Annotated in this window: 24 protein-coding genes; 13 read left to right on the top strand and 11 right to left on the bottom strand. The window is 68.5% G+C overall.

Annotation, left to right across the window (positions count from 1 at the left end; all coding sequences use genetic code 11):
* Positions 1 to 76 precede the first annotated feature (76 nt).
* The 4 genes from BMW75_RS18725 to BMW75_RS18710 all read right to left on the bottom strand — a co-directional run bounded on the left by BMW75_RS18725 (position 77) and on the right by BMW75_RS18710 (position 5,461).
* Positions 77 to 673 carry a transglycosylase SLT domain-containing protein gene (locus tag BMW75_RS18725; protein ID WP_092581366.1) on the bottom strand — a complete coding sequence of 199 codons (597 nt, stop codon included), beginning with the start codon at positions 671 to 673 and terminating at the stop codon, positions 77 to 79.
* A 205-nt stretch (positions 674 to 878) separates the two neighbouring features.
* The gene (gene acnB / locus BMW75_RS18720; protein ID WP_092581365.1) at positions 879 to 3,470 is read right to left on the bottom strand and encodes a bifunctional aconitate hydratase 2/2-methylisocitrate dehydratase; all 2,592 of its coding nucleotides are present in this window, start codon (positions 3,468 to 3,470) and stop codon (positions 879 to 881) included.
* A gap of 220 nt (positions 3,471 to 3,690) precedes the next feature.
* Positions 3,691 to 4,593, bottom strand: a complete 903-nt coding sequence (locus BMW75_RS18715) for an FxLYD domain-containing protein (RefSeq protein WP_092581364.1) — start codon at positions 4,591 to 4,593, stop codon at positions 3,691 to 3,693.
* The gene (locus BMW75_RS18710; protein WP_092581363.1) at positions 4,583 to 5,461 is read right to left on the bottom strand and encodes an FxLYD domain-containing protein; all 879 of its coding nucleotides are present in this window, start codon (positions 5,459 to 5,461) and stop codon (positions 4,583 to 4,585) included. Before BMW75_RS18710 ends, BMW75_RS18715 begins: the two co-directional genes overlap by 11 nt.
* Before the next feature lie 335 nt (positions 5,462 to 5,796).
* Here BMW75_RS18710 and BMW75_RS18705 point away from each other — a divergent pair, with 335 nt between their 5' ends.
* Positions 5,797 to 6,561: a TSUP family transporter gene (locus tag BMW75_RS18705; protein WP_092581362.1), complete on the top strand. Its 765-nt coding sequence runs from the start codon at positions 5,797 to 5,799 to the stop codon at positions 6,559 to 6,561.
* Positions 6,562 to 6,639: 78 nt separating this feature from the next.
* Here the strand turns inward: BMW75_RS18705 and BMW75_RS18700 are convergent, their stop codons facing one another.
* The 5 genes from BMW75_RS18700 to BMW75_RS18680 all read right to left on the bottom strand — a co-directional run bounded on the left by BMW75_RS18700 (position 6,640) and on the right by BMW75_RS18680 (position 11,627).
* Complete coding sequence (locus tag BMW75_RS18700) at positions 6,640 to 7,080, bottom strand: CBS domain-containing protein (RefSeq protein WP_092581361.1); 441 nt, start codon at positions 7,078 to 7,080, stop codon at positions 6,640 to 6,642.
* A gap of 129 nt (positions 7,081 to 7,209) precedes the next feature.
* Positions 7,210 to 8,115, bottom strand: coding sequence for a LysR family transcriptional regulator (locus BMW75_RS18695; protein WP_076520143.1), 906 nt, complete (start codon positions 8,113 to 8,115; stop codon positions 7,210 to 7,212).
* Positions 8,116 to 8,176: 61 nt separating this feature from the next.
* Positions 8,177 to 9,436, bottom strand: a complete 1,260-nt coding sequence (locus tag BMW75_RS18690) for a CaiB/BaiF CoA transferase family protein (protein WP_254792064.1) — start codon at positions 9,434 to 9,436, stop codon at positions 8,177 to 8,179.
* 20 nt (positions 9,437 to 9,456) lie between these two features.
* Complete coding sequence (locus BMW75_RS18685; protein WP_092581360.1) at positions 9,457 to 10,461, bottom strand: acyl-CoA dehydrogenase family protein; 1,005 nt, start codon at positions 10,459 to 10,461, stop codon at positions 9,457 to 9,459.
* Positions 10,462 to 10,472: 11 nt separating this feature from the next.
* A complete protein-coding gene (locus BMW75_RS18680; RefSeq protein WP_092581359.1) occupies positions 10,473 to 11,627 on the bottom strand; it encodes an acyl-CoA dehydrogenase family protein in 1,155 nt (384 codons plus the stop codon).
* Between the two features lie 271 nt (positions 11,628 to 11,898).
* Between BMW75_RS18680 and BMW75_RS18675 the strand changes: the two genes are divergently transcribed.
* The 3 genes from BMW75_RS18675 to bktB all read left to right on the top strand — a co-directional run bounded on the left by BMW75_RS18675 (position 11,899) and on the right by bktB (position 14,965).
* Positions 11,899 to 12,867: a Bug family tripartite tricarboxylate transporter substrate binding protein gene (locus BMW75_RS18675; protein WP_092581358.1), complete on the top strand. Its 969-nt coding sequence runs from the start codon at positions 11,899 to 11,901 to the stop codon at positions 12,865 to 12,867.
* A gap of 26 nt (positions 12,868 to 12,893) precedes the next feature.
* Positions 12,894 to 13,694 (top strand): crotonase/enoyl-CoA hydratase family protein, encoded by an 801-nt coding sequence (locus BMW75_RS18670; protein WP_076520147.1) that lies wholly within the window; start codon positions 12,894 to 12,896, stop codon positions 13,692 to 13,694.
* Between the two features lie 89 nt (positions 13,695 to 13,783).
* The gene (bktB, locus tag BMW75_RS18665; protein ID WP_092581357.1) at positions 13,784 to 14,965 is read left to right on the top strand and encodes a beta-ketothiolase BktB; all 1,182 of its coding nucleotides are present in this window, start codon (positions 13,784 to 13,786) and stop codon (positions 14,963 to 14,965) included.
* A gap of 58 nt (positions 14,966 to 15,023) precedes the next feature.
* Here the strand turns inward: bktB and BMW75_RS18660 are convergent, their stop codons facing one another.
* Positions 15,024 to 15,767 (bottom strand): IclR family transcriptional regulator, encoded by a 744-nt coding sequence (locus tag BMW75_RS18660; protein ID WP_172805880.1) that lies wholly within the window; start codon positions 15,765 to 15,767, stop codon positions 15,024 to 15,026.
* Positions 15,768 to 15,915: 148 nt separating this feature from the next.
* Between BMW75_RS18660 and BMW75_RS18655 the strand changes: the two genes are divergently transcribed.
* The 6 genes from BMW75_RS18655 to BMW75_RS18630 are packed head-to-tail and all read left to right on the top strand — an operon-like array spanning position 15,916 to position 22,947.
* On the top strand, positions 15,916 to 16,794 hold the full coding sequence (locus BMW75_RS18655; protein ID WP_254792063.1) for an enoyl-CoA hydratase: 879 nt from the start codon (positions 15,916 to 15,918) through the stop codon (positions 16,792 to 16,794).
* Positions 16,791 to 18,875, top strand: coding sequence for an acetate--CoA ligase family protein (locus BMW75_RS18650; RefSeq protein ID WP_092581356.1), 2,085 nt, complete (start codon positions 16,791 to 16,793; stop codon positions 18,873 to 18,875). The genes BMW75_RS18655 and BMW75_RS18650 overlap by 4 nt, the downstream gene beginning before the upstream one ends.
* A 32-nt stretch (positions 18,876 to 18,907) precedes the next feature.
* Complete coding sequence (locus BMW75_RS18645; RefSeq protein ID WP_092581355.1) at positions 18,908 to 19,876, top strand: Bug family tripartite tricarboxylate transporter substrate binding protein; 969 nt, start codon at positions 18,908 to 18,910, stop codon at positions 19,874 to 19,876.
* A 10-nt stretch (positions 19,877 to 19,886) separates the two neighbouring features.
* Positions 19,887 to 21,113 (top strand): acyl-CoA dehydrogenase family protein, encoded by a 1,227-nt coding sequence (locus tag BMW75_RS18640; protein ID WP_254792067.1) that lies wholly within the window; start codon positions 19,887 to 19,889, stop codon positions 21,111 to 21,113.
* Between the two features lie 6 nt (positions 21,114 to 21,119).
* Positions 21,120 to 22,139 carry an acyl-CoA dehydrogenase family protein gene (locus BMW75_RS18635; RefSeq protein WP_092581353.1) on the top strand — a complete coding sequence of 340 codons (1,020 nt, stop codon included), beginning with the start codon at positions 21,120 to 21,122 and terminating at the stop codon, positions 22,137 to 22,139.
* 37 nt (positions 22,140 to 22,176) lie between these two features.
* A complete protein-coding gene (locus BMW75_RS18630) occupies positions 22,177 to 22,947 on the top strand; it encodes a class I SAM-dependent methyltransferase (protein ID WP_092581352.1) in 771 nt (256 codons plus the stop codon).
* A 6-nt stretch (positions 22,948 to 22,953) separates the two neighbouring features.
* Here BMW75_RS18630 and BMW75_RS18625 read toward each other — a convergent pair whose 3' ends face one another.
* The gene (locus tag BMW75_RS18625) at positions 22,954 to 23,160 is read right to left on the bottom strand and encodes a hypothetical protein (protein WP_092581351.1); all 207 of its coding nucleotides are present in this window, start codon (positions 23,158 to 23,160) and stop codon (positions 22,954 to 22,956) included.
* 261 nt (positions 23,161 to 23,421) lie between these two features.
* Here BMW75_RS18625 and BMW75_RS18620 point away from each other — a divergent pair, with 261 nt between their 5' ends.
* The 3 genes from BMW75_RS18620 to BMW75_RS18610 are packed head-to-tail and all read left to right on the top strand — an operon-like array spanning position 23,422 to position 26,290.
* Entirely contained in the window at positions 23,422 to 24,174 is a 753-nt protein-coding gene (locus BMW75_RS18620; RefSeq protein WP_092581451.1) for a GntR family transcriptional regulator, read from the top strand.
* Positions 24,125 to 25,441 (top strand): malonyl-CoA decarboxylase domain-containing protein, encoded by a 1,317-nt coding sequence (locus BMW75_RS18615; protein WP_175493221.1) that lies wholly within the window; start codon positions 24,125 to 24,127, stop codon positions 25,439 to 25,441. Before BMW75_RS18620 ends, BMW75_RS18615 begins: the two co-directional genes overlap by 50 nt.
* A 51-nt stretch (positions 25,442 to 25,492) precedes the next feature.
* Entirely contained in the window at positions 25,493 to 26,290 is a 798-nt protein-coding gene (locus BMW75_RS18610) for an enoyl-CoA hydratase/isomerase family protein (protein WP_092581350.1), read from the top strand.
* Positions 26,291 to 26,292: the final 2 nt, after the last annotated feature.

The following is a 26,292-nucleotide window of genomic DNA, read 5'->3' as shown; positions in this document are numbered from 1 at the left end:
CCGCACGCATCATCGCTCCACCGATCCCGGCCCCGCGCCGGGATTTTTTTGCGTCGTCAGCGGGGAGAGGCGCGCCTCACCACAACCATCCGCCGCGCGACAGGCTGGCTTCGCAGCTCTTGTACTGCGCCGTGAACTTCTCGGCGCGCGCCTGCACCTTTTGCGACACGGTCTTCAACCACGCCTTGCGGTCGTAGCTGCGGTTGCGGTAGCCGGTCCAGCCTTCGTGGTAGTTCAGGTACTGCCCGTAGGCGTCCCATTTCGAGATGCCGTTGATGCGCTGGGTCTTGGTCATGTACCAGCCCATGAAGTCCAGCGCGTCGGCAAAGTTGTCGCGGCTGGACGTCCAGCCGCCCGCTTCGCGCTTGTAGTCGGCCCAGGTTTCATCCTTGGCCTGCGCATACCCATACGCCGAGCTCACGCGGCCCCACGGGATGATGCCCAGGAAGTAATAGCGCGGCGGCAGCGCGTCATGCTTGAAGGAGGACTCCTGATACATCATGGCGATGGGCACCGGCACCGGCGCGCCCCATTTCTTCTGCACGTTCAGCGCCGCGTCGTGCCATTCCGGCTTTTCGCGGAAGATGGCGCAGATATTGTCGGGATTCGAAGGCGGCGCGGTGGCGCAGCCGGCTAGCGTCAGCAACAGCGTCGGCGGCAATAGCCGGATCATTGGCAGGCTTCCTCCAGGAAAAATGCGCCAGGGCTTCCCCGGCCGTGGCGGCCGAGTCGCGGCCGCGTGCTGGGATTGTATTGAAACGTTTCGTTATACAGGCCGCGCGCCGTACTTAAATGCCCGGACAGAGGCAAAAAAAACGGCCCCGGGCGATTGCACCGGGGCCGTCGTCAGGCCGTCAGGCCTGCGATGCGCGCAGCGATCAGACTTCGATCACGTCGGCAACATCCTTGTAGTCGGCGATCTTGTCGAAGTTCAGGTACTGGTAGATCTGGTCGCCGCTCTTGTTGATGACGCCCATGTCGGCCATGTACTCGTCCTTGGTCGGGATGCGGCCAAGCTTGGAGCAGATGGCGGCCAATTCCGCCGAACCCAGGTACACGTTGGTGTTCTTGCCCAGACGGTTCGGGAAGTTGCGGGTGCTGGTCGACATGACGGTGGCGCCTTCACGCACCTGCGCCTGGTTGCCCATGCACAGCGAGCAGCCCGGCATTTCCGTGCGGGCGCCGGCGGTGCCGAAGACGCCGTAGTGGCCTTCCTCGGTCAGTTGCGTGGCGTCCATCTTGGTCGGGGGAGCGACCCACAGCTTGACCGGGATGTCGCGCTTGCCTTCGAGCAGCTTGGAGGCGGCGCGGAAGTGGCCGATGTTGGTCATGCAGCTGCCGATGAACACTTCGTCGATCTTGGCGCCGGCGACTTCCGACAGCGTCTTGACGTCGTCCGGGTCGTTCGGGCAGGCCACGATGGGCTCGTGCACGTCGGCCAGGTCGATCTCGATGACGGCGGCGTATTCGGCGTCGGCGTCCGGTTCCAGCAGCTTGGGATCGGCCAGCCAGGCTTCCATGGCCTTGATGCGGCGGCCCAGCGTGCGCTCGTCTTCGTAGCCGTTGGCGATCATCCACTTGAGCATCACGATGTTGCTGTTGATGTACTCGATGATCGGTTCCTTGTTCAGGCGCACCGAGCAGCCGGCGGCCGAACGTTCGGCGGAAGCGTCCGACAGTTCAAAGGCTTGTTCGACCTTCAGGTCGGGCAGGCCTTCGATTTCGAGGATGCGGCCGGAGAAGATGTTCTTCTTGCCCTGCTTGGCAACGGTCAGCAGGCCTTGCTTGATGGCGTACAGCGGAATGGCGTTGACCAGGTCGCGCAGGGTGACGCCGGGTTGCAGCTTGCCCTTGAAGCGGACCAGCACCGATTCCGGCATGTCCAGCGGCATGACGCCGGTGGCGGCGGCGAAGGCCACCAGGCCCGAGCCGGCGGGGAAGGAGATGCCGATGGGGAAGCGGGTGTGCGAGTCGCCGCCGGTGCCGACGGTGTCGGGCAGCAGCATGCGGTTCAGCCACGAGTGGATCACGCCGTCGCCGGGGCGCAGCGACACGCCGCCACGGGTGCTGATGAATTCAGGCAGCGTGTGGTGCGTCTTGACGTCCACGGGCTTGGGGTAGGCGGCCGTGTGGCAGAACGACTGCATCACCAGGTCGGCCGAGAAGCCCAGGCAGGCCAGGTCCTTGAGTTCGTCGCGGGTCATGGGGCCGGTGGTGTCCTGGCTGCCGACCGAGGTCATCTTCGGTTCGCAGTAGGTGCCCGGGCGGATGCCGCGGCCTTCCGGCAGGCCGCAGGCGCGGCCGACCATCTTCTGGGCCAGCGTGAAGCCGCGGCCGGAGTCGACCGGATCCTTGGGCAGGCGGAACAGCGTGGACGGCGCCAGGCCGAGGGCCTCGCGCGCCTTGGCGGTCAGGCCGCGGCCGATGATCAGCGGAATGCGGCCGCCGGCGCGCACTTCGTCGAACAGCACGTCGGACTTGACTTCGAATTCGGCGATGACTTCGCCGTTCTTGAGCGCCTTGCCTTCATAGGGACGCAGCTCGACCACGTCGCCCATTTCCATCTTGGACACGTCGAGTTCGATCGGCAGGGCGCCGGCGTCTTCCATCGTGTTGTAGAAGATCGGGGCGATCTTGTTGCCCAGGCACACGCCGCCAAAGCGCTTGTTCGGGACGAAGGGGATGTCTTCGCCGGTGAACCACAGCACCGAGTTGGTGGCCGACTTGCGCGAGGAGCCGGTGCCGACCACGTCGCCCACGTAGGCGACCAGGTGGCCCTTTTCCTTCAGGGATTCGATGAACTTGACCGGACCGCGCTTGCCGTCTTCTTCGGGTTCGAACGCGGCGCCGTCGCGCTTGTTCTTGAGCATCGCCAGCGCGTGCATGGGGATGTCGGGACGGGTGGTGGCGTCGGGCGCGGGCGACAGGTCGTCGGTGTTGGTTTCACCGGGGACCTTGAAGACCGTGATGGTCAGGCTTTCCGGCAGTTCCGGACGGCTGGTGAACCATTCGGCGTCGGCCCAGCTTTGCATCACGGACTTGGCGTTGGCGTTGCCCTTGTCGGCCTTTTCCTTGACGTCATGGAAGGCGTCGAACATCAGCAGGGTCTTCTTGAGCGCATCGGCGGCGATGGTGCCGATTTCCGCATCGTCCAGCAGTTCGACCAGCGGGCCAATGTTGTAGCCGCCGAGCATCGTGCCCAGCAGTTCCGTCGCCTTGGCACGGCTGATCAGCGCACAAGCTTCCTTGCCCAGGGCCACGGCGGCCAGGTAGGAAGCCTTGACCTTGGCGGCGTCATCCACGCCGGCCGGCACGCGATGCGTCAGCAGTTCGACCAGGTTCTGTTCTTCGCCGGCGGGCGGGTTCTTCAGCAGTTCGATCAGTTCGGCGGTTTGTTTGGCCGTAAGGGGCAGCGGGGGGATCCCCAGAGCCGCGCGTTCGGCAACGTGTTGGCGGTAAGTATCCAGCATGTGAGGCCTGCTCAAAGTCGGGTTGGAAGAAGGGTTGTCGGCCGGAATTGTAGAAGCAAGTGGGGGCGGCAAGCAAATGTCTTATATCTTATATAAGACTTGCTCGTTCCCGCTGTTGCTCGGGGGCGACGGCGCGGCCGCAGAGGTGCCGCGCAAAACGGCGGCCGCGCGGGCTGCCGGGGGATCCGGGCGTCCTGACCGGTTGGGGGCGGCCGGCCGCTCAGGGCGTGCTGGCGTCGTAGACCACGCCTACGCGGGCGAAATTGCCCCCGTACTGCTTGACGTCGACCTCGAAGGGCGCGCTGTCGCCGGGCGGCAGGCGCGGCAGCCGCAGCTCCTTGAACGTGGCGCCCGTGATCTGGTCCTGGGCGTCGTACAGGCTGACCCACACGCGCACGGTGTCGACGTCGTCGGCGCTGTCGTTGCGAACCCGGCCGTGGACGGTCACGTACTTGTAACGGAAGCGGTAGCTGAAGTTCAGCGTGCCGGTGCCGATGCCGGCCTCGGTGTTTTCCACCGTCACGGCAAGCGCGGGCCTGGGGCCGGGCAGGGCGGCGCGCTTGGCCGGCAGCCAGTTCGTCTTGACTTCCGAATAGCGTTCCACGCGCCCGGTCAGCGCCACCGGCACGCGCTCGCCGGGGTACAGGTGGGTGGGCAGGGACCAGGACTGGCGCAGGTCGAGCTGGCGCGACCCGTCGAACACCGCGATCTCGGCGCGGGGCGACAGGGCAACGTACCGGTCGCTGGTGTTGACCAGTTCGGCATACAGGACCGGACGCTCGATTTCGTCGAGCAGCCGGCGCGGCGCCGACAGCTTGAGCGCGCCGGCATCGAACAGGGCGAAATCCGGGTCCAGCAGCTCTTCGGTGGTCAGGCGCACGTGGTCGATGACGCGCGTATTGGCGGGGCTGACGCGCACGATGCGGCTGGCGGGCGGCTCGACCGCCGGCGGCGCGGTGCTGGCCGTGACCGCGGCCCCGGACGGCTGGCGCGCGGGCCCGAGTGCCGTGTACTTCCAGGCGGCGTATCCGCCGGCGGCAAACAGGATCAGCGCCAGGCCGGCCATGGCGGGCCGCGCCAGGCGCCGGGTCGTGCCGGGGGCAGCGTTCTGGTCAGCTTTCACTTTGCACCATGTAGTCGTAGGAGGCCACCTCGCCGTCGCGCAGCATCTCGCAGCGCACGTCGAAGGACGTCAGCGCGTCCGGGGCCAGGGGGCTGGCCGTGGCGTAGCCGTTGCCCGTGCCGATCAGCCTGCCGTCGGCGCCGTACAGCATCACGGTGATCTGCGTGCTGCCGGCCGGGCTGGACCCCCGGTTGCGAATCAGGCCGACCAGACGGTAAGTGCCGTCATTGCGGACCAGTTGCACCTTGCTGGCGGCCACGTCATTGTTCCTGCCGCGGGCGGGCGACGGCGTGCCGACCTGCAGGTCGTAGCGGCTGAACGCCTTGGCGGGCGCGGCGATCGTCATGGGGGTGTATTCGCCCGGCTCCAGCGAGCGGGCGGGCGCCGAGCCGGATACCGTCGCCAGCGACAGGTCGCCCTGGAAGAACGACGCCGTGACGCGCGGCACGTCGATCTTCCGGCCGGTCTCGTTGCGTACCATCATGACCAGTTGCGTGCGGCCGCGCGCCTTGATTTCCTGGACGTCGGTCAGCTTGACCCGCGCGGCGTCGATGGGCGGTTCCGCGCTGCGGCCGGGCGAGGGCGTCGGGCGCGAGCCCAGCAACCCGACGGCCAGGGGAACCAGGACGCCGGCCACGATCGCCACCAAGATCGCCGCGACCGCGATGGGCTTCATGGGCGCGGAAGGCGGCCTCTGGATGTTGCGCAGGATCTTTTCCAGCCGCTGCGCGACGTTGTCTTCGACCAGCGTGACCGCGTGGCAGTGGCTGCACTGGTATTCGTTGGTGTCCAGCTTGGTGAACTGGGCGCTGCCGCAGGTGGAGCAGGTCAGCGTCACCGTGTTGATCGTGGTTTGTTTGGGCGTCATTCTCGCGGGGCGGGCGTGCGGTCCCCAGGCGCGGGCCGGGATGGCGCGGCGGGGGCGGGCATGTCGGGCTAGCCGGGCGGCAAGGATAGCGGCGTCCCGCTGTGGACGCGGTGCGGGAGCGCATCAGCTTGTGACTAAATGTGTGCAATCGCCCCGTCCGTGCAACCCCGACGCGGGGGCAAGGGGGCCTAGCGGTCGGCCCCTGCGGCCAGTGCTATGATGCCCGGCGTCAAAAATCCGTTAACCCGTTAACCCGTTACCACGCCGTCTCCCGTCGATCCGCTCACTGCCGCCCTGGCGCGCAGCCGGGCAGAGCCGAGGTCTGGCTCCCCCGCATGAGCATCTATCAACATCTGCTGTTTCTGGCTTGCGTGGCGCTTGCCACCTATGCGCAGACGATGACCGGCTTTGCGTTCGGCCTGGTGCTGCTGGGCCTGTCGGGTGTGTTCCAGCTTGCCACCGTGTCCGAAGTGGCCAACGTGGTCAGCGTGCTGTCGCTGGCAAACGCCGCCGTGACGCTGCTGCGCGCCCGGCCGCAGGTGAACTGGTCCTTGCTGACGCCCGCCGCGATCAGCAGCCTGGCGGGTGTCGGGGTGGGCGTGGCCGCGTTGACGTGGATCAGCGGGTCCATGGCGGTGCTGCTGCAGTTGCTCCTGGGCATCACCATCCTGGCTTGCGCCATTTTGCTCGTGGCCCGCACCGAGCCGCTGGCGCAGCTTTCCTCCCGCGCTTCCAGCGTGTTCTTCGGCGGCGTGTCGGGGGTGCTGGGCGGCCTTTTTTCCAGCGCCGGCCCGCCCATGGTCTATCACCTGTACCGCCAGCCGCTGCCGCTGGCCACCATCCGCAACAGCCTGCTCATCCTGTTCTCGCTCAACGCCACAGTGCGCCTGGCGCTGGTGACGGGGCAGGGGGCTTTCACGGCGTCATCGTTTTGGCTTAGCCTGCAGGCGCTGCCGATCGTGATCGGGGTGACGTGGTTTGCGCGGCGCTACAGCACCGAGAATTCGATGAAGACCGTCAAGCGCATGGTGTTCTTCCTGCTGCTGGCCGCTGGCCTGGGCCTGATCGTGCCGGCGTCGAGGATCTTGACGGCGGGCTAGGTGCGGCGCAGCCCGGCGGGACGCGCAGAGGCGTCCGCCGCCGGCCTTCATGCAGGCAACACGCCAGGCAACACCCCGTCAGCCGCGTTCGCCCGTGATGTAGCGCTCGAGTTCGTGGATGATGAATTTCTGCTCGCTCATCACGTCCTTGACCAGGTCGCCAATGGACAGCAGGCCGATGAGCTTGTCGTTCTCGATGACCGGAAGATGGCGAAAGTGCCGTTCGGTCATCATGGCCATACAGTGTTCCCGCGTATCCGTGGGGCTGACGTAATACACCGAGTCGGTCATGATGTCGCGCACCTTGGTCGTGCGCGATGACCGGTCCTGCAGCACGATCTTGCGCGCGTAATCGCGTTCGGTCAGCATGCCCAGCACCACCTCGCCTTCCACCACCACCACCGCCCCGATGCTGCGGTCGGCCATCGTCTTGACGGCGTCGAACACCGACGAGTCCGGCGACACCGTCACGACGGCGTGATTGGCTTTTTCCCTGAGAAGCTCAGCAACTGTCTTCACGATGTGCTCCCGAATCGGTGACGAGGTTCGAACGTCCGCCCCGGCGCCGGACCGGAAATCCGGCCGGTTGCCGCCGCGTGACCATGCTCCATCCTAAGCCTGCCCGCGGCATTGCCGCAAGCGGGGCGGCTATTTCGGGTTTTTGTCGCGAAACGCCAGCCCGGCCATTTCGCGCAGATTGCGCGTGGCGCTGCGCTCGGTGGCGGGATTCCAGGCCAGCGAAATGCCGATGGACGCCCCGGCGGGGAAGTCGGCGAGCGCCTTGTAGACCACGCCGGTGCCGGGATGGCGCCGGCCCCCCGCGGGCACCAGCGCCACGCCCAGTCCGCTCTCGACCAGGCTGAGCAGGGTCTGCACCTGTACCGCCTCCTGCGTGATGCGCGGGGTGAATCCACGCAACTGGCAGGCATTGATCGCCGCCATGCGCAGTCCCGCGGCTTCGGTGGCCGTGTACATGATGAACGGCTCCTGCGCCAGATCGGTCAGGCGCACGCGGCTGCGCCGCGCCAGCGGGTGCGCTTTGGGCACGGCGAGCGCGAAGGTCTCGGTCGTCAGCGGCGACAGCCGCACGCTCGATCCCATCGCCACCGGCACGCGCACGATGCCGACTTCCAGCGTGTCTTCCTCCAGTTCCTGCATGATGCGGATCGATGTGGCCTCGCGCAGCACCACCGTGACGCCCGGATAGCGTTCGCGAAAGCGCGGCAGGATGCGCGGCAGCACGTCGTGCGTGGCCGACCCCACGAATCCGATGCGCACCGTGCCGCCTTCGCCTGCGGCCCCGGCGCGGGCGGCAAGCCGGAACTGCTCGGCATGGAAGAGGGCGCGGCGCGCTTCATCCAGCGCGGCCAGCCCGGCCTCCGTGAGCTTGACGCCCTGGCGGCCGCGCACGAACAGCGCCGCGCCCACCTGCGCTTCGAGCTTGCGGATCGACACCGACAGCGGCGGCTGCGACATATGCAGTTTTTCCGCGGCGCGATGGAAGTTCAGCGTTTCGGCAAGGACGAGGAACTGCTGGAGATGGCGCAAATCCATGGCGGAAGTCCAGGCGGGGAAGACGCCGCATGATACGGCGGGGCGGCGGATCCCGATCGGGTCAGGCGATGGCGCCTTGCGCGCGCAGGCGGTCCAGCGCGGCGTCGTCCAGGGCCAGCACGCGGGCCAGCACCGCGTCGGTGTGTTCGCCCAGGCGCGGCGGCGCGGCCGGGTCGCGCGGCGGCGTGCCGAGCAGGCGCAGGGGCGAGCGCAACAGGCGCAGCGTGCCATGGCGGGCGTCCGGCGTGTCGGCCACCAGCCCGCGCGCGGTGATCTCGGGGGCATCTAGCGCCTCGTCCACGCTGCGCACCGCGCCGGCGGGAATGCCGGCCGCGCGCACGGTCCGCAGCCAATGCGCGGTGTCCTCGCCGGCGAAGATGCGTTCGAGGTCCGGGATCAGCCGCTCGCGGTTCAGCACGCGCGCGCGGCTGGTGGCATAGGCCGGATCGTCGCGCCATTCCGGCCGGCCGACCAGGTCGCAAAGCCGGGCGAACTGCGCATCGTTGCCCACCGCCAGGGCGAACGAGCCGTCGCGGGTCGCGAAGATCTGGTAGGGCACGACCGTGGGGTGCGCGTTGCCCAGCCGGCGCGGCGTCTGACCCGCGGCCAGATAGCCCGCGCCGACATTGGCCAGCACGGACACCGCGCCGTCCAGCAGCGCCAGGTCGATGTGCTGCCCGCGCCCGCTGCGCGCACGCGCCAGCAGGGCGGCCAGGATCGCCTGTACGCCGTTCATGCCGGTCACGAGGTCCGTGATGGCCACGCCCAGCTTCATCGGCGCGCCGCCCGGCTCGCCGGTGATCGACATCAGTCCGCTTTCGGCCTGGATCACGAAGTCGTAACCCGGCTCGCCCGCGCGCGGCCCGGTCCTGCCGTAGCCGCTGATCGAGCAATACACGAGGCCCGGGTTGAGCGCCGACAGGTCTTCATAGCCCAGGCCAAAGGCGTCCAGGGCGCCGAGCCGGTAGTTCTCGACGAGCACGTCGGCCTCGCGCGCCAGCTCGCGCACGAGGCGCTGGCCTTCCGGATGCTTCAGGTTGACGGCGATCGACGCCTTGCTGCGGTTGGCGCACATGAAGTAGGTGGATTCGCCATCGACGTCGGGCGGCGACCAGCCGCGCGTGTCGTCGCCCTGGCCGGGCGCTTCGATCTTCCAGATTTCGGCGCCCAGGTCGGCCAGCGTCTGGGTGCACCAGGGACCGGCCAGCACGCGGCTCAGGTCCAGCACGCGGACGCCGGACAGCGGCAGGTAGCCGCGCGGGTCCTGGCTCAGGTCCTGGCCCAGGTCCGCGCCGATGTTCAGGCCCATCTCGTCGCGCATTTCGTCACCTATCTCCGCCCTCATTGCGCTTCCTTGGCGTACAGCGTCGTGCGCAGGTAGGTCAGCGCGTCCGCGTTGCTGGCCAGGGCATCGGCGCCGATGCGTTCGTGCCAATGGGATTCCGATCCGGCCGCAAGACGCCATGCACGCAACCGGCGCGTGTAGAGCTGCAAGTCGTATTCCTCGGTGACGCCGATGGCGCCGTGCACGGCGTGCGCGATGTCGGCGACCGGCGGTACGGCCTGGCTGGCGCGGGCCTTGCCCAGCGCCGCGAGCAGGGGGCGCGGCAGGCCGTCCTCGCCCTGGAAGGCCAGTTGCGCCGCCATGCGCGCGGCCCACACCTGTTCGGCCATGACGCTGATCTGTTGCTGCACCGCCTGGAAGCGTCCGATGGGCTTGCCGAACTGGGCGCGCTGGTTGGCGTAGTCCAGCGTCATCGTCAGCACCCGATCCATGGCGCCGGCGATGAGGCCCGCGCAGGCGGCCGCCGCCAGCGTGTCCAGCGGCGCGGCGCCGTCGATGCGCTCGGCATCGGCCCGCGCCCAGGAAACCTGCGCGTCCAGGCTGCCGTGCACCCCGTCGGGCTCCACGCGCGCGGCCTGCATGGGCAGCAGCCAGGCCTGGCCATCGATGCCGGCCAGCACGTAATCGGCGCAGCGTGCCCAGGGCACGCTGAGGCCGGCGATGCGCTGGCCGTCGATCGCGAGCCCGTGCGGGGCGAGCGCGATGGCGCCCGACGCCTGCGGCCGCCGCGCGCGGGCGAGCCAGGCGCGGGCCAGCAGGGTGTGGGCGATTGGATAGGGGCACAGGTGCCGGCCGGCCGCCAGCACGATGGGCAGGGCGTCTGCCAGGCCCAGTCCGGCGCCGCCCTGTTCCTCAGGCACCAGCGCATCCGCGAAGCCGGCGTCCTCGCAGGCCTGCCAGGCGGCGGCCTGCGGCTGGCCCTGCTCGGCGCCGCGGATCACGTCCGGCGTGCAGGTCTGGGCGAAGAGGCGTTCGGCGGCGTCGCCAAAAATGTTGTCCATGAAGGTCGTCCTTATCGAAGGCCAAGGCCGCGGGCGATGATGCCGCGCAGGATTTCACGGGTGCCGCCGCGCAGCGAGAACGTCGGCGCCACCTGGTCCAGGTACGCCAGCGTGCGCAAGAGCGGCAAGGGCACGGGCCGCTGCGGATGCCGCCCCAGCGTATCGCCGATGAGGCGGGGGATGGCCTGTTCCAGCTCGGTGCCCAGGTCCTTCACCAGCGAGGCTTCCGTGGCGGGGCTGAGGCCCGCCGCCAGCTTGCCCGCCACCGCCAGCGACATGGCGCGCAACACCGCCATCTGCGACAGGATGCTGCCCAGCGCGGCGTGGCTGGTTGCATCGGCGCCGGCATCGCGGTCGCGGCAGTGCGCCAGCCAGCATTCCAGCAGCGCGATGCTGGAGTACAGGCGCTCGGGTCCGCTGCGTTCAAAGGCCAGCTCCGCATTGACCTGCGCCCAGCCCGCGCCTTCCTCGCCGATGAGCGCATCGGGGGCCAGCGCGACATCGTCGAAAAAGACCTCGGAAAAATGCGCGTCGCCCGCCAGGTCCTCGATCGGGCGCACCGACACGCCGGGCAGCGACAGGTCCACGATGACCTGCGACAGGCCCTGGTGCCGGTCGTCGGCGGTGCCCGACGTGCGCACGAGCGCGATCATGTAGTGGGAGCGGTGCGCGTTGGTGGTCCAGATCTTGCTGCCGTTCAGGCGCCAGCCGCCGGACACGGGCGTGGCCCGCGTGCGGATGCTGGCCAGGTCCGAGCCGGAGCCCGGTTCGCTCATGCCGATGCAGAAGAACGCCTGCGCGGCGCAGATGCGCGGCAGGTAGAAATCCTTTTGCGCTGGCGTGCCGTATTTCAGGATGAGCGGCGCGCTCTGGCGGTCGGCGATCCAGTGGGCGGACACGGGGGCGCCCGCGCCCAGCAGTTCCTCGGACAGCACGAAGCGCGCGAAGTGGCCGCGCGCCGCGCCGCCGTATTCGCGCGGCAGCGTCAGTCCCAGCCAGCCGCGCTCGGCAAGCTGGCGGCTGAAGCCCGCGTCGAAGCCCATCCACGAGCGGGCGCGTTCGTCGGGTTCCAGGCCGTCCAGCGTATCGGCCAGGAAGGCGCGCACCTCGGCGCGCAAGGCTTCGTCCTCGGGGGGAATGGCGGTGAGTTCCAGCGTATCGATCATCGGGCGCTCCGGGTCGGACAAAGGCGCCGCGACAGGCGCCGGGGCTCACTATCCGGGAGCGCGCTGAAAGCTGTCCAATATTATTTTTTGGATTTGCGATATGTGTTTCGTATCGACGGCGGCGCCCAGGGGCGCGGCGGGGCGCCGATACGGCAGGGATATCACCCGCGCAAAAATTAATATTAGACGTCACCTGCCTGCGTGCCTACGCTTCATGCCACGCCCTGCCGCGCCCCGCGCGGACCGGGCGGCACACAACAAAGGAGACAGCATGAACAAGGTGATACGCCTGGCGGCGCTGGCAGGCGCCGTGTGGCTGGCGCAGCCCGCAACGGTGGCGCTGGCCGCCTACCCCGACAAGCCGATCCGGCTGATCGTGTCGTTCCCGCCGGGCAGCGGGACGGACAGCAACGCGCGCTATGTGGCCAGGAAGATGGAGGAAAAGCTGGGCGTGGCGGTCACGGTGGAGAACCGGCCCGGCGGCAACAGTTTCATCGCCGCGCAGGCCGTGGCCACGGCGCCGGCCGACGGCTACACGCTGCTGCTGGCCAGCAATTCGCCGGTGGCCACGAACGCCGCCATGTACAAGAACCTGCCCTACGACCCGGTCAAGGATTTCGCGCCCGTGGCGCGGCTGGGCTATGGCGCGATGGCGCTGGCGGTGAAGTCCGACGCGCCCTACCAGTCGGTGAAGGACCTGGTCGAGGCCGCCCGCCAGCGGCCGGGGGCGTTGAACTATGGCAGCGGCAGCGCCTCGTACCAGATCGCCACGGAGCTGTTCCTGTCGATGGGCGGCGTCAAGGCCAACCACGTGCCGTATCGCGGCGCGGCGCCCGCGCTGACCGACCTGGCGGGCGGGCAGGTGGACTTCGTGTTCGCGGACTATGGCGCCGTGATCCCCTTCGTGCAGAGCGGGCGGATGCGGCTGCTGGCCGTCACCGGGGACAGCCGGCTGAAAAGTTCGCCCGACACGCCGACCTTGCAGGAATCGGGCTTTCCGGGCTACTACATGGTGAACTGGACGGCCGCCTTCGCGCCGGCCAAAACGCCCGCGCCCATCATCGATGCGCTGGCCGACACCTTGCTGGCGATCTATCGCACGCCCGACGCCGCCGAGTTCCTGGCGCGCACCAACTGGGAGGTGTTTCCGGTGGGCCCCAAGGAGCTGGGCGAGTTCCAGCGCCAGGAGATCCGCAAATGGGATGAGGCCGCCCAGCGCGCCGGCATCCCGAAACAGTGATTGTTGCGATTGAAGAAGGAGCAGGCATGGCAGAGCTGGTACAGGTTGAACAGAGCGCCGACGGGGTGGTCACCCTGACCTTGAATGATCCGGCGACCCGCAACGCGCTCACGGGCAGCGCCATGGTCGATGAACTGCTGGCCGAATTCGCGCGCATCGAGCGTGATGACTCGGTGCGCGTGCTGATCATCACCGCCGCGGGCAGCGTGTTTTCGTCGGGCGGGAACGTCAAGGACATGCAGCGGCAGATCGGCCCCGAGGTGGGCAGCGCGGCGCTGCGCCAGGAATACCGTCACGGCATCCAGCGCCTGCCGCTGGCGCTGTACGCGCTGGAGGTGCCGACCATCGCCGCGGTGAACGGCCCGGCCATCGGCGCGGGCTGCGACCTGGCGTGCATGTGCGATGTGCGCATCGCGGCGCAGGAGGCCACGTTTGCGGAAAGCTTCGTCAAGCTGGGCATCGTGCCGGGCGACGGCGGCGCCTGGTTCCTGCCGCGGCTGATCGGGCAGGCGCGCGCGGCGGAGATGTCCTTTACCGGCGACGCGATCGATGCGGCCACGGCGCTGCAATGGGGGCTTGTATCGCGCGTGGTGCCGTCGGGCGAGCTGCTGCCCGCCGCGCATGCGCTGGCGGCGCGCATGGCGGCCAATTCGCCGGACGCGGTGCGGCTGACCAAGCGGCTGCTGCGCGAAAGCCAGCATGTGCGGCTGGACACCTTGCTGGAACTGTCGGCGGCCTATCAGGCGCTGGCCCACAAGACGCAGGCGCACGCCGACGCCGTGGACCAGTTCATCGCGCGCCGCGCCGCGCGCAAGCCGCAAGGATGAGGCCGACGCGCAAGGGGCGGGCAGTATGATGGAATGCACGTCATCGAATGCATTGCACCATACGAAACGCACCACAAGGAGGAAACACCATGAATGAAGTCATCGTTGCTTCGGCCGTCCGCACCGCGATCGGGGATTTCGGGGGCGCGCTCAAAGACGTGCCGCCCTGCGATCTGGGCGCCACCGTCATCAAGGCCGCGCTCGAGCGCGCGGGCGTCTCGGGCGATGAGGTGGGCCACGTCGCCGTCGGCCACGTCATCAACACGGAGCCGCGCGACATGTATCTCTCGCGCGTGGCCGCCATGAACGCCGGCATCTCCAAGGAAACCCCCGCCTTCAACGTCAACCGCTTGTGCGGCTCGGGGCTGCAGGCCATTGTGTCCGCGGCGCAGACGATCATGCTGGGCGACGCCGACATCGCGGTGGGCGCGGGCGCCGAAAGCATGAGCCGCGCGCCGTACATCGCGCCGGCCCAGCGCTGGGGCGCGCGGATGGGCGACAGCGTCATGCTGGACATGATGACTGGCGCGCTGTCCGATCCGTTCGGCAAGATGCACATGGGCGTCACGGCCGAGAACGTGGCGGCCCGTTTCGGCATCAATCGCCAGGACCAGGACGCCATGGCCGCCGAATCGCATCGACGCGCCGCCGCGGCGATCGACGCGGGCTACTTCCGCGACCAGATCGTGCCGGTCAAGATCAAGTCGCGCAAGGGCGAGATCGTGTTCGACACCGACGAGCACGTGCGCCGCGACGTCACGGTCGACACGCTGGCCACCCTCAAGCCCGTGTTCCAGAAGGAAAACGGCTCGGTCACGGCAGGCAACGCATCCGGGCTGAACGATGGCGCGGGCGCGCTGGTCCTGATGAACGCGTCGGTGGCGGCCAAGCGCGGCGTCAAGCCGCTGGCGCGCCTGGTGGCTTACGCGCATGCGGGCGTGGACCCCGACATCATGGGCATCGGCCCCGTGCCGGCCACGCAGGCCGCGCTCAAGCGGGCCGGCCTGACCGTCGACCAGCTTGACGTCATCGAAGCCAATGAAGCATTCGCCGCGCAGGCGTGCGCCGTGTCGCGCGAACTGAAGCTGGACCCGGCCAAGGTGAACCCCAACGGCAGCGGCATTGGCCTGGGCCACCCGATCGGCGCCACCGGCGCCATCATTGCCACCAAGGCCCTGCACGAGCTGCAGCGCGTGGGCGGGCGCTATGCGCTGGTGACCATGTGTATCGGCGGCGGCCAGGGCATCGCCGCGATCTTCGAGCGGATCTGATCCGCCCGGCGCGCATCGCCCCGCGAGGTCCCGGCAACGCCGGGGGCTCGCGGGTTTTTCATTGGGCGTCCTGGCCCAGGTAGTCCTTGGCCCAGGCCTGGCATTCTGCGTGCAGCAAGGCGCCCATCTGCGCCCGCCGCGGGGCGTCGAGCCGGCTGCTGATCGCGCCGAAACTGAACGCGACCCAGGTCAGCTCCGACACCGGAAACGCCACGCCCACGCCCGACACGCCTGGCGTGATGGTGTCCACGATCTCCGAGTAGCCTGCGCTGCGGGTCTGCCGGACCGCCTTCATTAGCGCCGGGCTGGAGACGCGGATGTGTGCGTAGCTGGCCGCATGCCGCGCGTAGAGTGCGGCGATCTCTTCATCCGGCAGGGCTGCCATCAGCGCCAGCCCGCCCGCGCCCACGCCGAGCAGCCGGCGCTCGCCCTGGTCGATGGTAAAGACCTTGACCGGGAACGAACCGGCCTCGCGCAGCAGGCACAGCGCGTAATCGCCCTGGCGGATCACGAGGAACACGGTATCGCCGGAAAGACGCGCGAGTTTTTGCGCGAACGGACGCAGGGCGTCCAGCAGCGGCGTGCGCCGCAAGGCGGCAAATCCCAATTGCATCGAATCCACGCCCAGCCGATATCGGCGGGTGGCGCGGTCGCGTTCCGCGAACTGCTCTTCCAGAAGGCAACTGAGCAGGCGGTGGGCGGTGGAGCGTTCCAGCCCGGTGGCCGCCATGACGCCCTGCAGATCGATGCCGTCTTCCTGGTGCTGCGCCAGCACACGCAACAGGCCAAGCGCGCGCCGCATGCTCTGGGTTCCAGCGGTCGGTGATGGGTTGTTCATATTGTGGGAAAAAGTCCATGAATATTTTGTAGTTTAGGATTTGAGGTGCGTTAATTCAATGCATGGGATCGCGCCGCATTCGATGGCGCGGCATGACAAGGACGAGGAGACCATGCAATACGCCACCCTGGCCGTCGAACGGCACGACGCGGTATGCCGCATCAGCCTGGCCCGTGAATCCGCGCGCAACGCGCAGAGCCAGCAGATGCTGGACGAGCTGGACGACGCCCTGTCGCGGGCCGAGCAGGACGACGCCGTGCGGGTGGTCGTCCTGGCCGGCCGCGGGGCGCATTTTTCGGCGGGTCACGACCTGAAGGAAGCGCAGGCCAAACGGGCCGACTTCACGGTCGAAGAACGCTGGGAGTACGAATCCCGCCGCTACTACGGCTACTGTCTGCGCATTTGGGATTTCCCCAAACCCACCGTGGCGCAGGTGCAGGGCGCCTGCGTGGCGGGCGGCTTCATGATCGCCAACATGTGCGATCTGGTGGTGTGTTCGGACACCGCGTACTTCTCCGATCCCGTGGGCCACACGCTGGCTGCCGCCGCCACTGAAGTGCTGATCCATCCGTGGGTGATGGGGCTGCGCAAGGCCAAGGAAATGCTCTACACCGGCGAAAAGGTCGATGCGCAGGAGGCCTTGCGCATCGGCATGGTGAACCGGGTCGTGCCCGATGCGGAGCTGGACGCCGCGACGCTGGCGCTGGCGCAGCGCATCGCGCAGGCGCCGCCTTTCGGCCTGCGTCTGATCAAGCGGTCGCTCAATCGCACCGCCGACGCGCAGGGCTTTCGCACGGCACTGTCGGCGCACTTCGACACGCATCAGTTGTCCCACCTGAGCGAAGAATTCCAGGCGGTGCGCCAGCGCGGCCTGGCGCAGGCCATCCAACGGAACAAGGATCTGCCCGCGCGGGATGCGGGCGCGCCGCTCGTCGAGGGGGCGCCAGGCGACGCGAGCCCGGCTGGCGGCAACAAGGGCGACGCCGCATGATCGCCCGCCTCGATCCTTTGCTGAACCCCCGATCGATCGCCATGATCGGCGCCAGTTCCAACCCGGGCCGCATCGGCGGCATGCCATTGGACCTGCTGACCCGATTCGGCTTCAAGGGCGGCATCTATCCGGTCAATCCGAAGTACCAGGAAGTCTTCGGCCTGCGTTGCTGGCCCGACATCGAAGCCGTGCCCGACGCGGTGGATCTGGCGGTGCTGGCGATTGGCGCGGCCGACGTGACGCCGATGCTGCGGCGCTGCCACGCCAAGGGCATCCGCGCGGCTATCGTCTACGCCGCCGGTTTTGCCGAAGCCGGTGGCGAGGGCGCGCGCCTGCAGGACGAGCTGGAGGCCTTCGTGGCGGAAAGCGGCATGGCGGTGGCGGGGCCCAATTGCATGGGTTTTGCAAACCTGAACACGCAGGCCCACACCGCATTCGCCTCCGTCTTCAAGACCGCGCCTGCTCAGGCGGGGCCCGGGTCGGTCAGTCTGCTCACCCAGAGCGGCAACGTGTGCGCGGCGGTGTATGCCATCGCCCGCCGGTTGGGATTGCCGTTCTCCCACTTCATCAACACGGGCAACGAAGCCTGCATCGACTTTTCGCAGTACCTGGAATACCTGGCGGCCGATCCGCAGACGCAGATCGTGCTGGGCTATATCGAACAACTGCGCGACGGCGACCGGTTCGTGCGCGCCTGCCGCGAGCTGGAGCGCCAGGGAAAGCTGCTGATCGCATTGAAGGCCGGGGCCACGGACAAGGGGGCGCAGGCCGTGCAGTCGCACACGTCGGCGCTGGCCGGCGACCGCCGGGTGTACGCGGCGGCCTTTCGCCAACTGAATGTCATCGAGGCCCACGATTTTGCGCAGATGGCGCACCTGGCCAGCCTGGCGACGCTGCGGCACCGCACGGCCGGCAAGCGCGTGGTGGTGCTGACGATGTCCGGCGCCCTGGGGGCGATCCTGGCGGACAAGTTCATCGGCGCCGGGCTGGCGCTGCCGGACCTGCCGCCCGATCTGCAGGACATTCTGCGCGGCGGCATTCCCGATTACGGCATGGTCGGCAATCCGGTGGACGTGACCGGCAATGTGGTCAACGATCCGGCCTTTGTGCGCACCGTGCTGCAGGCGCTGGCCACGTCCGCCGCGATTGACGCCGTGGTGGTGTACGCGCCCGGCTACATGCTGGACCGCATGGCCGATGCCTTGGCCGAGGCCTCGCGCCAGCATCGGCGACTTTTCGTCGCGATCGATACCGGCCTGGCGCAAAGCCGCGCCGCGCTGCGCGAGGCCGAGGTGGCGGTGTTCGAGGATCTGGGCCAGGCGGTGGAGGCATTGGCGCCTTATCTGTTGTGGCGCGCCGCGCGCGGGGACAAACGGCAGGCGGCCCTGCCCGCCGTCACGGCCGCGTCCGCGCCCGGCCTGCCGTGCAACGAAGCGCAGGCCCGCGCCTATGTGGCCGCCTGCGGCCTGCCCGAGGCCGCGGCCGACGTGGCGCACAGCGCGGACGAGGCCGTGCGCGGCGCGCGCCGCGCCGGATATCCGGTGGCGCTGAAGGTCCTGAGCCCCGACATCGCCCACAAGACCGAAGCGGGCGGCGTGGCGCTGAATCTGGCGGACGAGCAGGCGGTGCGCGGCGCGTATGCCCAGGTGACCGAGGCCGCGTCGCGCGCGCAGCCCGATGCGCGCATCGACGGCGTGCTGGTGCAGAAGATGGAGTGCGGCGTCGCGGAGATCATCGTCGGCGCCACGCGCGACCCCGTCTTCGGCCCGGTGTTGACGGTGGGCCTGGGCGGCGTGCTGACCGAGATCTACCAGGACACCAGCCACCGCCTCTTGCCGGTGGACGAGGACATCGCCTTGGAGATGTTGCGGGAGCTCAAGGCGTTCGCGCTGCTGGATGGGTTCCGGGGCAAGCCCCGGGGCGACCTGGCGGCGGCCTGCAGAAGCATCGTGGCCGTCGGCAACGCCTTGCTCGCCGCGCCGGCGCAGGTGTCGCAGATAGAAGTGAATCCATTGCTGATCAAAGAGGCGGGGCAGGGCGTCGCGGTGCTGGACGCGCTGATCCTGCCCGCAACCCCGTAGCGCGACCGCGCAAATCCCAGGAGGAGACAAGCATGATCAAGACAATACTGGCCGGCGTCGCACTGGCCTGCTTTGGCGCCACGGGCGCTGCCCAGGCCCAGGACAATTATCCGAGCCGCCCCGTGCGTATCGTGGTGCCGTTCTCGCCAGGCGGCGCGACCGACATCATGAGCCGCCTGCTGGCGGAAAAGCTGAGCGGCAAGCTCGGCCAGCCGGTGATCGTGGAGAACAAGCCAGGGGGCGGCACCATGATCGCGTCGGACTACGTGTCGCGCGCCGAGCCGGATGGCTACACCTTGCTGATGGCCGCGTCGTCGCTGGGCATCGCGCCCAGCATCTACCCCAAAGTGAATTACGACCCGATCAAGGATTTCGCGCCGGTCACGCAGGTGGCGTCCGTGGTGCACGTGCTGGGCGTGCATCCGTCGGTGCCGGCCAAGAACGTGGGCGAGCTGATCGCCTATCTGAAGGCCAACCCGGGCAAGGTGAGCTACGGCTCGGTGGGCACGGGGAGTTCCACGCATCTGGAAGCCGAACTCTTCAACAGCATGGCCGGTGTCCAGATGGCGCACATCCCCTATAAGGGCAGCGCGCCGGCGCTGAACGACCTGGTGGCGGGGCGCCTGCAGGTGATGTTCGACGCGTGGGCTTCGTCCGGGCCCTTCGTCAAGGACGGCAAGCTGCGCGCCCTGGCGGTCACGACGGCCAAGCCCTCGGCGTCGGTGCCCGAACTGCCCACGGTGGCCGCCTCCGGCCTGCCGGGCTATTCGGCCATGCCGTGGCTGGGTCTGGTGGCGCCTGCGCGTACGCCCCAGCCCGTGATCGACAAGCTCTACCAGAATCTTGCGCAGATCTTGCAGCAGCCGGAGGTGAAGGCGCAGTTCGTGGGCCTGGGGCTGGACATCATTGGCAGCGATCCGAAAGCCTTCGGCGCCTTCCTCCAGCAGGACGTGGCGACGTGGGCCAAGGTGGCGCGCGATTCGAACATCCGCCTGGAGTGAGCGCATGACGATGCAGCAAACATTCGCGCCGGCGGATGCAGGGCGGGCCTGTGCAGAGCAGAATGGCGGGGCGCGGGAAGATCAGGCCTTCCGCCTGGACCTGCGCCGCTGGCTCGACACGGCCTACGCCGATTTCGCGCGCGCCTGGCCGGGCGGCGCCGATCCGCGCAACCTGGACTACCGGCGCGCCTGGGAAGACACGCTGTGCGCCCATGGCTGGTCCGGGTTGGGCTGGCCTGTGGCCTACGGCGGCAAGGCGCTGCCGCTGTCGCGCCAGGCCGTCTTTCACGAAGAGCACGCGCGTTGCGGCGCGCCGCTGGGCGTGAACCTGATCGGCCACGGCATCCTGGCGCCTACCCTGCTGCATTTCGGCAGCGAGGCGCAGAAGCGGCGCTTTCTGCCGGGCATTCTTTCGAACCGCGAGGTGTGGTGCCAGGGGTATTCCGAGCCGGGCGCGGGCTCGGACCTGGCCGCCGTGCGCACGCGGGCCGAACCGGCGCCGGGCGGCTTTCGCCTGAACGGCCACAAGATCTGGACGTCCTTCGCGGACCGGGCCCAGTGGTGCTTCGTGCTGGCGCGTACCGACCCCGATGCGGCCCGGCACAAGGGCCTGAGCTTCCTGTTGGTGGACATGCGCAGCCCGGGCGTGCGGGTCGAGCCCATCCGGCAGATCACGGGCGAGGCTGAATTCTGCGAGGTGTTTTTCGAGGACGTGTTCGTGCCCTCGGACGCGCTGCTGGGGGAACTGAACCAGGGTTGGCGGATCGCGATGGCGGCGGCCAGCTTCGAGCGCGGCACGTACTTCATCCCGCGCCTGGTGCGCTTCGCGCAGGAATTGCGTCAGGTGCGCGAGCTAGCGCTGCGCCCGGACGCGCGCGGCCGCGTGCCGGCGGCGTCGGCCTCGGTGCGCCACCGCTGGGCGCGCCTGGCGGCGGACAGCCATGTGCTGGCGCTCAAGTCGCAGCGCGCGCTGGCGGGCGCGATGCGGGGCGATCCGCCCGGACCCGAAGGATCGTCCACCAAGATCCACTGGAGCGAGGCGCACCAGCGCCTGCTCGAACTGTCCCTGCAGTTGCTGGGCGAGGACGCCTGCCTGGGGCCGGATGCGGCCGAGGCGGGCGCGGCGCAACTCACGCACGCCTATCTCTGGTCGCGCGCCGAAACCATCCTGGCCGGCACCTCCGAAATCCAGCGCAACATCATTGCCGAGCAGATGCTCGGCCTGCCCAAGGCCTGACGTTCCATGAATCTGCACCTCAGCGAAGACCAGCGCATGTTGCGCGATGCCGCCCAGCGCTTTCTCTCGCAGCGCCACCCGGCCGCCGTGTCGCGTGCCGCAGCGAACCACGACACGCCCGCGCGCCAGGCGCTGTGGCGCGAACTGGCCGATCAGGGCTGGCCCGCCTTGTTGGCGCCGCAAGCGCACGGCGGACTTGGCCTGGGCATGCAAGAGGCCTGGATCGTGGCCGAGGAGGCGGGCAGGCATCTGCTGAGCCTGCCGCTGGCGGCCAACATGGCGCGGCTGCCGACCCTGTGCGACGCGGGCGGCGGGGTGGCGCGGTGGGCCGATCCCATGATGGCGGGCGAGACCTGGTACGCCGATGCCGACCTGCGCCCGGACGGCTCGGCCTTCATCGAAGGCGCGGGCGGCGACGTGCGTGCGCTGGCCGTGCGCGCGCAGGCGGCCACCGTCCTGCGGGTGGACCTGCTGGCGCCCGTTGCCGGTGCGGCGGGCCTGGATCCGACCATGCCCGTTGCGATGGCGGCCCATCCCGAGATCGTGGAAAGCATGGAAGTGACGGTCGATCCAGGGACGTGGGATCTGATGCGCACGCGGCTGCGCCTGCTGCGCTCGGCCGAGATGCTGGGCGCGGCGTCCGCGGCGCTGGACATGGCCGCGGCGTATGCGCGTGAACGCCAGCAGTTCGGCCGCGCCATCGGCGCCAATCAGGCCATCAAGCACCGTCTGGCCGAAGATTGGATGGGCCTGGACGATGCGCGCCTGGCAGGCTGGGCGGCGGCGGTCTCGATGGATGCGCGCGCGCCGTCCGCGCCGCGCGATGTCCTGTTTGCGCCGCTGCTGGCCGTGCAGGCCAGCCGGCGCGCCGCCCAGAACGCGATCCAGGCGCACGGCGCGCTGGGCGTGACCTGGGAGTGCGACGCGCACCTGTACCTCAAGCGCGTCCTGCGTCTGTCGGCCAGCCTGGAGTCCGACGTGTCCGGCCCGGACCTGCTGGAGCGCATCTGGGAAACCGCAGCGTAGCCGCCGGCCCCGGGGCGGCGGGCCTACAATCGCGCCCATGCATAAATCCAACTTTCCCTCCGAACTCGACCAGCCCACGCTTTCCGAAGTGGACGGCGTGCGCTATCTGCACTTCAACACCGAATGGGTGCAGGGCGCGATGCACATCAAGCGCCCGGCCGACCTGGTGCTGGAGTACACCGCCCAGATGATGGCCTGGCTGCTGTTCCTGGAACCGCCCAAGGAAGAGGCCATCGGCATGCTGGGCCTGGGCGCCGGGTCGCTCGCGCGCTTTTGCGCCAAGCACACGCGCGGCCCGCTACTGGCGGTGGAATGGAATCCGCGCGTGACCGCCGCCTGCCACATGTTCTTCCGCCTGCCCGGCGCCAACCGGCTGCAGGTCGAACATGCCGACGCTGGCGCGTGGGTGGCCGATCCGCTCAACGCCGGCCGTTGCCCCGTATTGATGGTCGACCTGTACGACGCCGCCGCTGAAGGACCGGTGCGCGACAGCGTGAAGTTCTACCGCGACTGCCGCCGCGTGCTGGGCGAGGTCGGCATCCTGGCCGTGAACCTGTTCGGCCGTCATGAAAGCTTTGGCAAGAACATCGACAACCTGTCCAAGGCGTTCGAGGACCGCATCGTGCTGCTGCCCGAAGTCGAAGCTGGCAACCAGATCGTCCTGGCCTTTTCCGGCCCGCGCCTGGCAATCACGCCGGCGGAGCTGCTGGCCCGCGCGGAGGTGGTGGAGAGCAAGTACGGGCTGCCGGCGCGCCGGTGGGCGCGCTCACTGACGCGCCATGCGGTCGACGGGGTTCTGCATTTTTGATGGCTTTCAGGGCCGCAGCGGGCGACCGGCCGCAGGAGGCCCATCGTCCGGCTCATTCCGATCGGCCCGGTCCATCGCCTCAAGTTGCGCGAACACGTCTGCCGCGGGGATGACGCGTCCTTCGTCAATGTCTTTTCGACCGTTTGCCAGCAGTTGAACGAGCGCCATGATCTGGTTCAGGTCGCCGTGCCGCTTTAGCTTTAGGTTAGACATCTTCACGTGGGCTGAATATTTCGGTGACAGGACGCCGAGATGGTAGGCGCGATCGGACCGGCTGCGGTCTTAATTCAGTCCTACTTCCGCCCGATTTTCAGTATCACGGGTTCTGGGTTGGCGTCTTAATCCCGGATTGTCAGCTTCCTGTTAGGGAAGGTACCGAGGCGCCCGGGGTTTACCTTTCTTCCCGCCCAGGTCTATCATGGCCTTATTCATAATTATGAATTACGGCGTCACCCGCGCCGTCAGCCCATGAGCATGAGCCATCCCATCGTCCGGCAAGCCTTGTACCTGGAAGTCGCGGACCGCCTGCGCGGCATGATTCATGCGCGTGCGCTCCGAAACGGCGAATGGATCGACGAATTGCGGCTGGCCGGCGAAATGGGCATTTCGCGTACGCCCTTGCGTGAGGCCCTGAAGGTGCTGGCCACCGAAGGCCTGGTCCGGCTGGAACCGCGGCGCGGTTGCTTCGTCAATGAGCTGTCCTTGCAGGACCTTGAAGACATCTTCCCGCTGATGGCCATGCTGGAAGGGCGCTGCGCCTTCGAGGCGGCGCGCAAGGCCAGCGACGCGCAGCTCGCCGAGCTGGAACCGCTGCATGCCGCGCTGGCGGGTCACGCCAAGGCGGGGCGCATCGACGCTTACTACAAGACCAATTACCTGATCCACGAGGCCGTGCAGGCCCTGGCCGGCAACCAATGGCTGTCCGACATGGTGGGCAACCTGCGCAAGGTCCTGAGCCTGTCGCGCCATCGCAGCCTGTCGCGGCCCGGCCGCATCGACGAATCCTGCGCCGAACATCTCGCCATCTTCGAGGCCCTGAAGGCCCACGACCCCGACGCCGCGCAGGCACTGGCGCACACGCACTTGATGCGCCAGCTTGAAGCGCTGCGCGCACTAAGCAACGAAGACGCCGCCGATGCGGCGCCGTCCGATCCCATCGTTATCGAGGAGCCCGCCCATGTCCGCACACGCCAATCTCGCGCCCGCGCGCGGCGCACGCACGCCTGAGCCCGAAGCCGACCTCGTCGACGCCGCCGCCGCGGCCGAAAGCGCCAGCCTCATCACGCGGCTGGGACGGCTGTGGGACCGCGGACGCCTGCCCAGCGAATCCGAAGTGCGGCGCCTGTTCGAGGCCCGCCTGACCGACGTCGCCGCCAACAAGCTGGCGCGCCGCTGGTGCGAGCAATACACCGCCGCCGACGGCAAGGACCGCCGGCTGATGCTGGCCGCGCTGGCGCAGATCCGCGCAACCTACGCCGGCGATGGCGGCGAAGGCGTGCGCCTGTTCAAGCGGTTCAACGCCCAGCCCCAGGGATTGCGTTTCCTGGTCGACCTGCGCGCGGACATGCTGCGCTGGCGCAAGCAGGTGGCGGGCATCCAGGCGCTGGACAAGGAATTGGAAGGGCTGCTCTCGGCCTGGTTTGACGTGGGCCTGCTGGAACTGCGTCCGCTGACCTGGGATTCGCCGGCGTCGCTGTTGGAAAAGTTGATCCTCTACGAGGCGGTCCACGAGATCAAATCCTGGGACGACCTGCGCCACCGCGTGGCGCCCGACCGCCGCTGCTATGCGTACTTCCACCCGCAGATGCCGGGCGTGCCGCTGATCTTCGTGGAAGTGGCCTTCGCCAGCCAGATGGCCGACAACGTGCAGGTGCTGCTGGACAGCACCCTGCCGCCGCAGGACCTGGACAAGGCGCGCTGGGCGATTTTCTATTCCATCTCCAACACGCAGCCCGGCCTGAAGGGCATCAGCTTCGGCAACTTCCTGCTCAAGCGTGTGGTCGAGCAGTTGCTCGAAGAACTGCCCAAGTTGAAGGCGTTCGCCACCTTGTCGCCCATTCCGGGATTCACCGACTGGCTGGGCAAGCTGGATGCGGCAGCGGTGGAGGCCATCGTGCGCGAAGACAAGACGCGCGCCAAGGACAGCAAGCGCGCAGGCGTGCCGGACGGGCAGCGCTGGGTTGCGCGCCTGGCCAAGGCCGCGCAGGGCCAGACGTCCGACGTGGTCAAGCGCGCGGGCTTCCGCCTGGCCGCCACCTATCTGCAATCCATGAAGAACGGGCTGCCGGTGGACGCGGTGGCGCGCTTTCACCTGGGCAACGGCGCGCGCATCGAGCGCCTGAACTGGGCTGCGGACACGTCGCCCAAGGGGCTCAAGCAGTCCTGCGCCATGATGGTCAATTACCTGTACGACCTGGACGAGCTGGACACGAATCTTCAGCGCCTGAACGACGGCAAGCCGCAGATCAGCCGCGGCGTGGGGCGCGTGGCCTGACCGCCGGAAACACGGCGGCAGACAATATCAACCACAACAAGGGCAGGGGACATGACGGAGAACGTGGCTGGCCACGGCCAGGTGCGGTTTGAGCGCGAGGGGCCGCTGGCCTGGGTGACGCTATCGCACCCGGGGCGCCTGAACGCGATCACGGTGGGCATGTGGCGCGAACTGCGCGAGGTCTTTACGCGCATCGCGCAGGAGGACGCCTTGCGCTGCGTGATCGTGCGCGGCGAAGGGGGCAACTTCGCCGCTGGCGCAGACATCCGCGAGTTTCCTGCCGTGCGCGCCGACATGGCCGGCGTGCAGCGCTACCACCGCGAGATCCTGGCGCCCGCCCTGCAGGCCGTGGCGCAGTGCCCGCAACCGGTCATTGCGCAGATCGAGGGCGTTTGCGTGGGCGGCGGGCTGGAAATCGCCAGCCAGTGCGACGTGCGCATCGCCGGCGCGTCGGCCCGCTTCGGTGTGCCCATCAACCGGCTGGGCTTTCCCATGGCGCCCGATGAAATGCGCGGCCTGCTGGCGCTGGCCGGCCGGGCCGCGACGCTGGCCATCCTGCTGGAAGGCCGCGTATTCGGCGCCGAAGAGGCGCGCGGACTGGGGCTGCTGACCCGTATCGTCGACGACGGCCAGGTGGCCGAGGCGGCCCGCCGCAGCGCCGACCGTATCGCCCAGGGCGCGCCGCTGGCCGCCCGCATCAACAAGCGCTTGTCCGCCAGGCTCGCCAACGGCGCCGCCTTGACCGAGGACGAGTATCGCGATTATTTCTCCTATGCCGAAAGCCGGGACCACAGAGAAGGCGTGCGCGCCTTCCTGGCCGGCGAAGACCCTTCCTTTTCCGGAGACTAGAC

The organism is Achromobacter sp. NFACC18-2, assembly GCF_900108985.1.
Classification (GTDB): Bacteria; Pseudomonadota; Gammaproteobacteria; order Burkholderiales; family Burkholderiaceae_B; genus Achromobacter.
The sequence above is the reverse complement of the archived record's forward strand: the minus strand, read 5'-3'. Positions and strand labels throughout refer to the sequence as shown.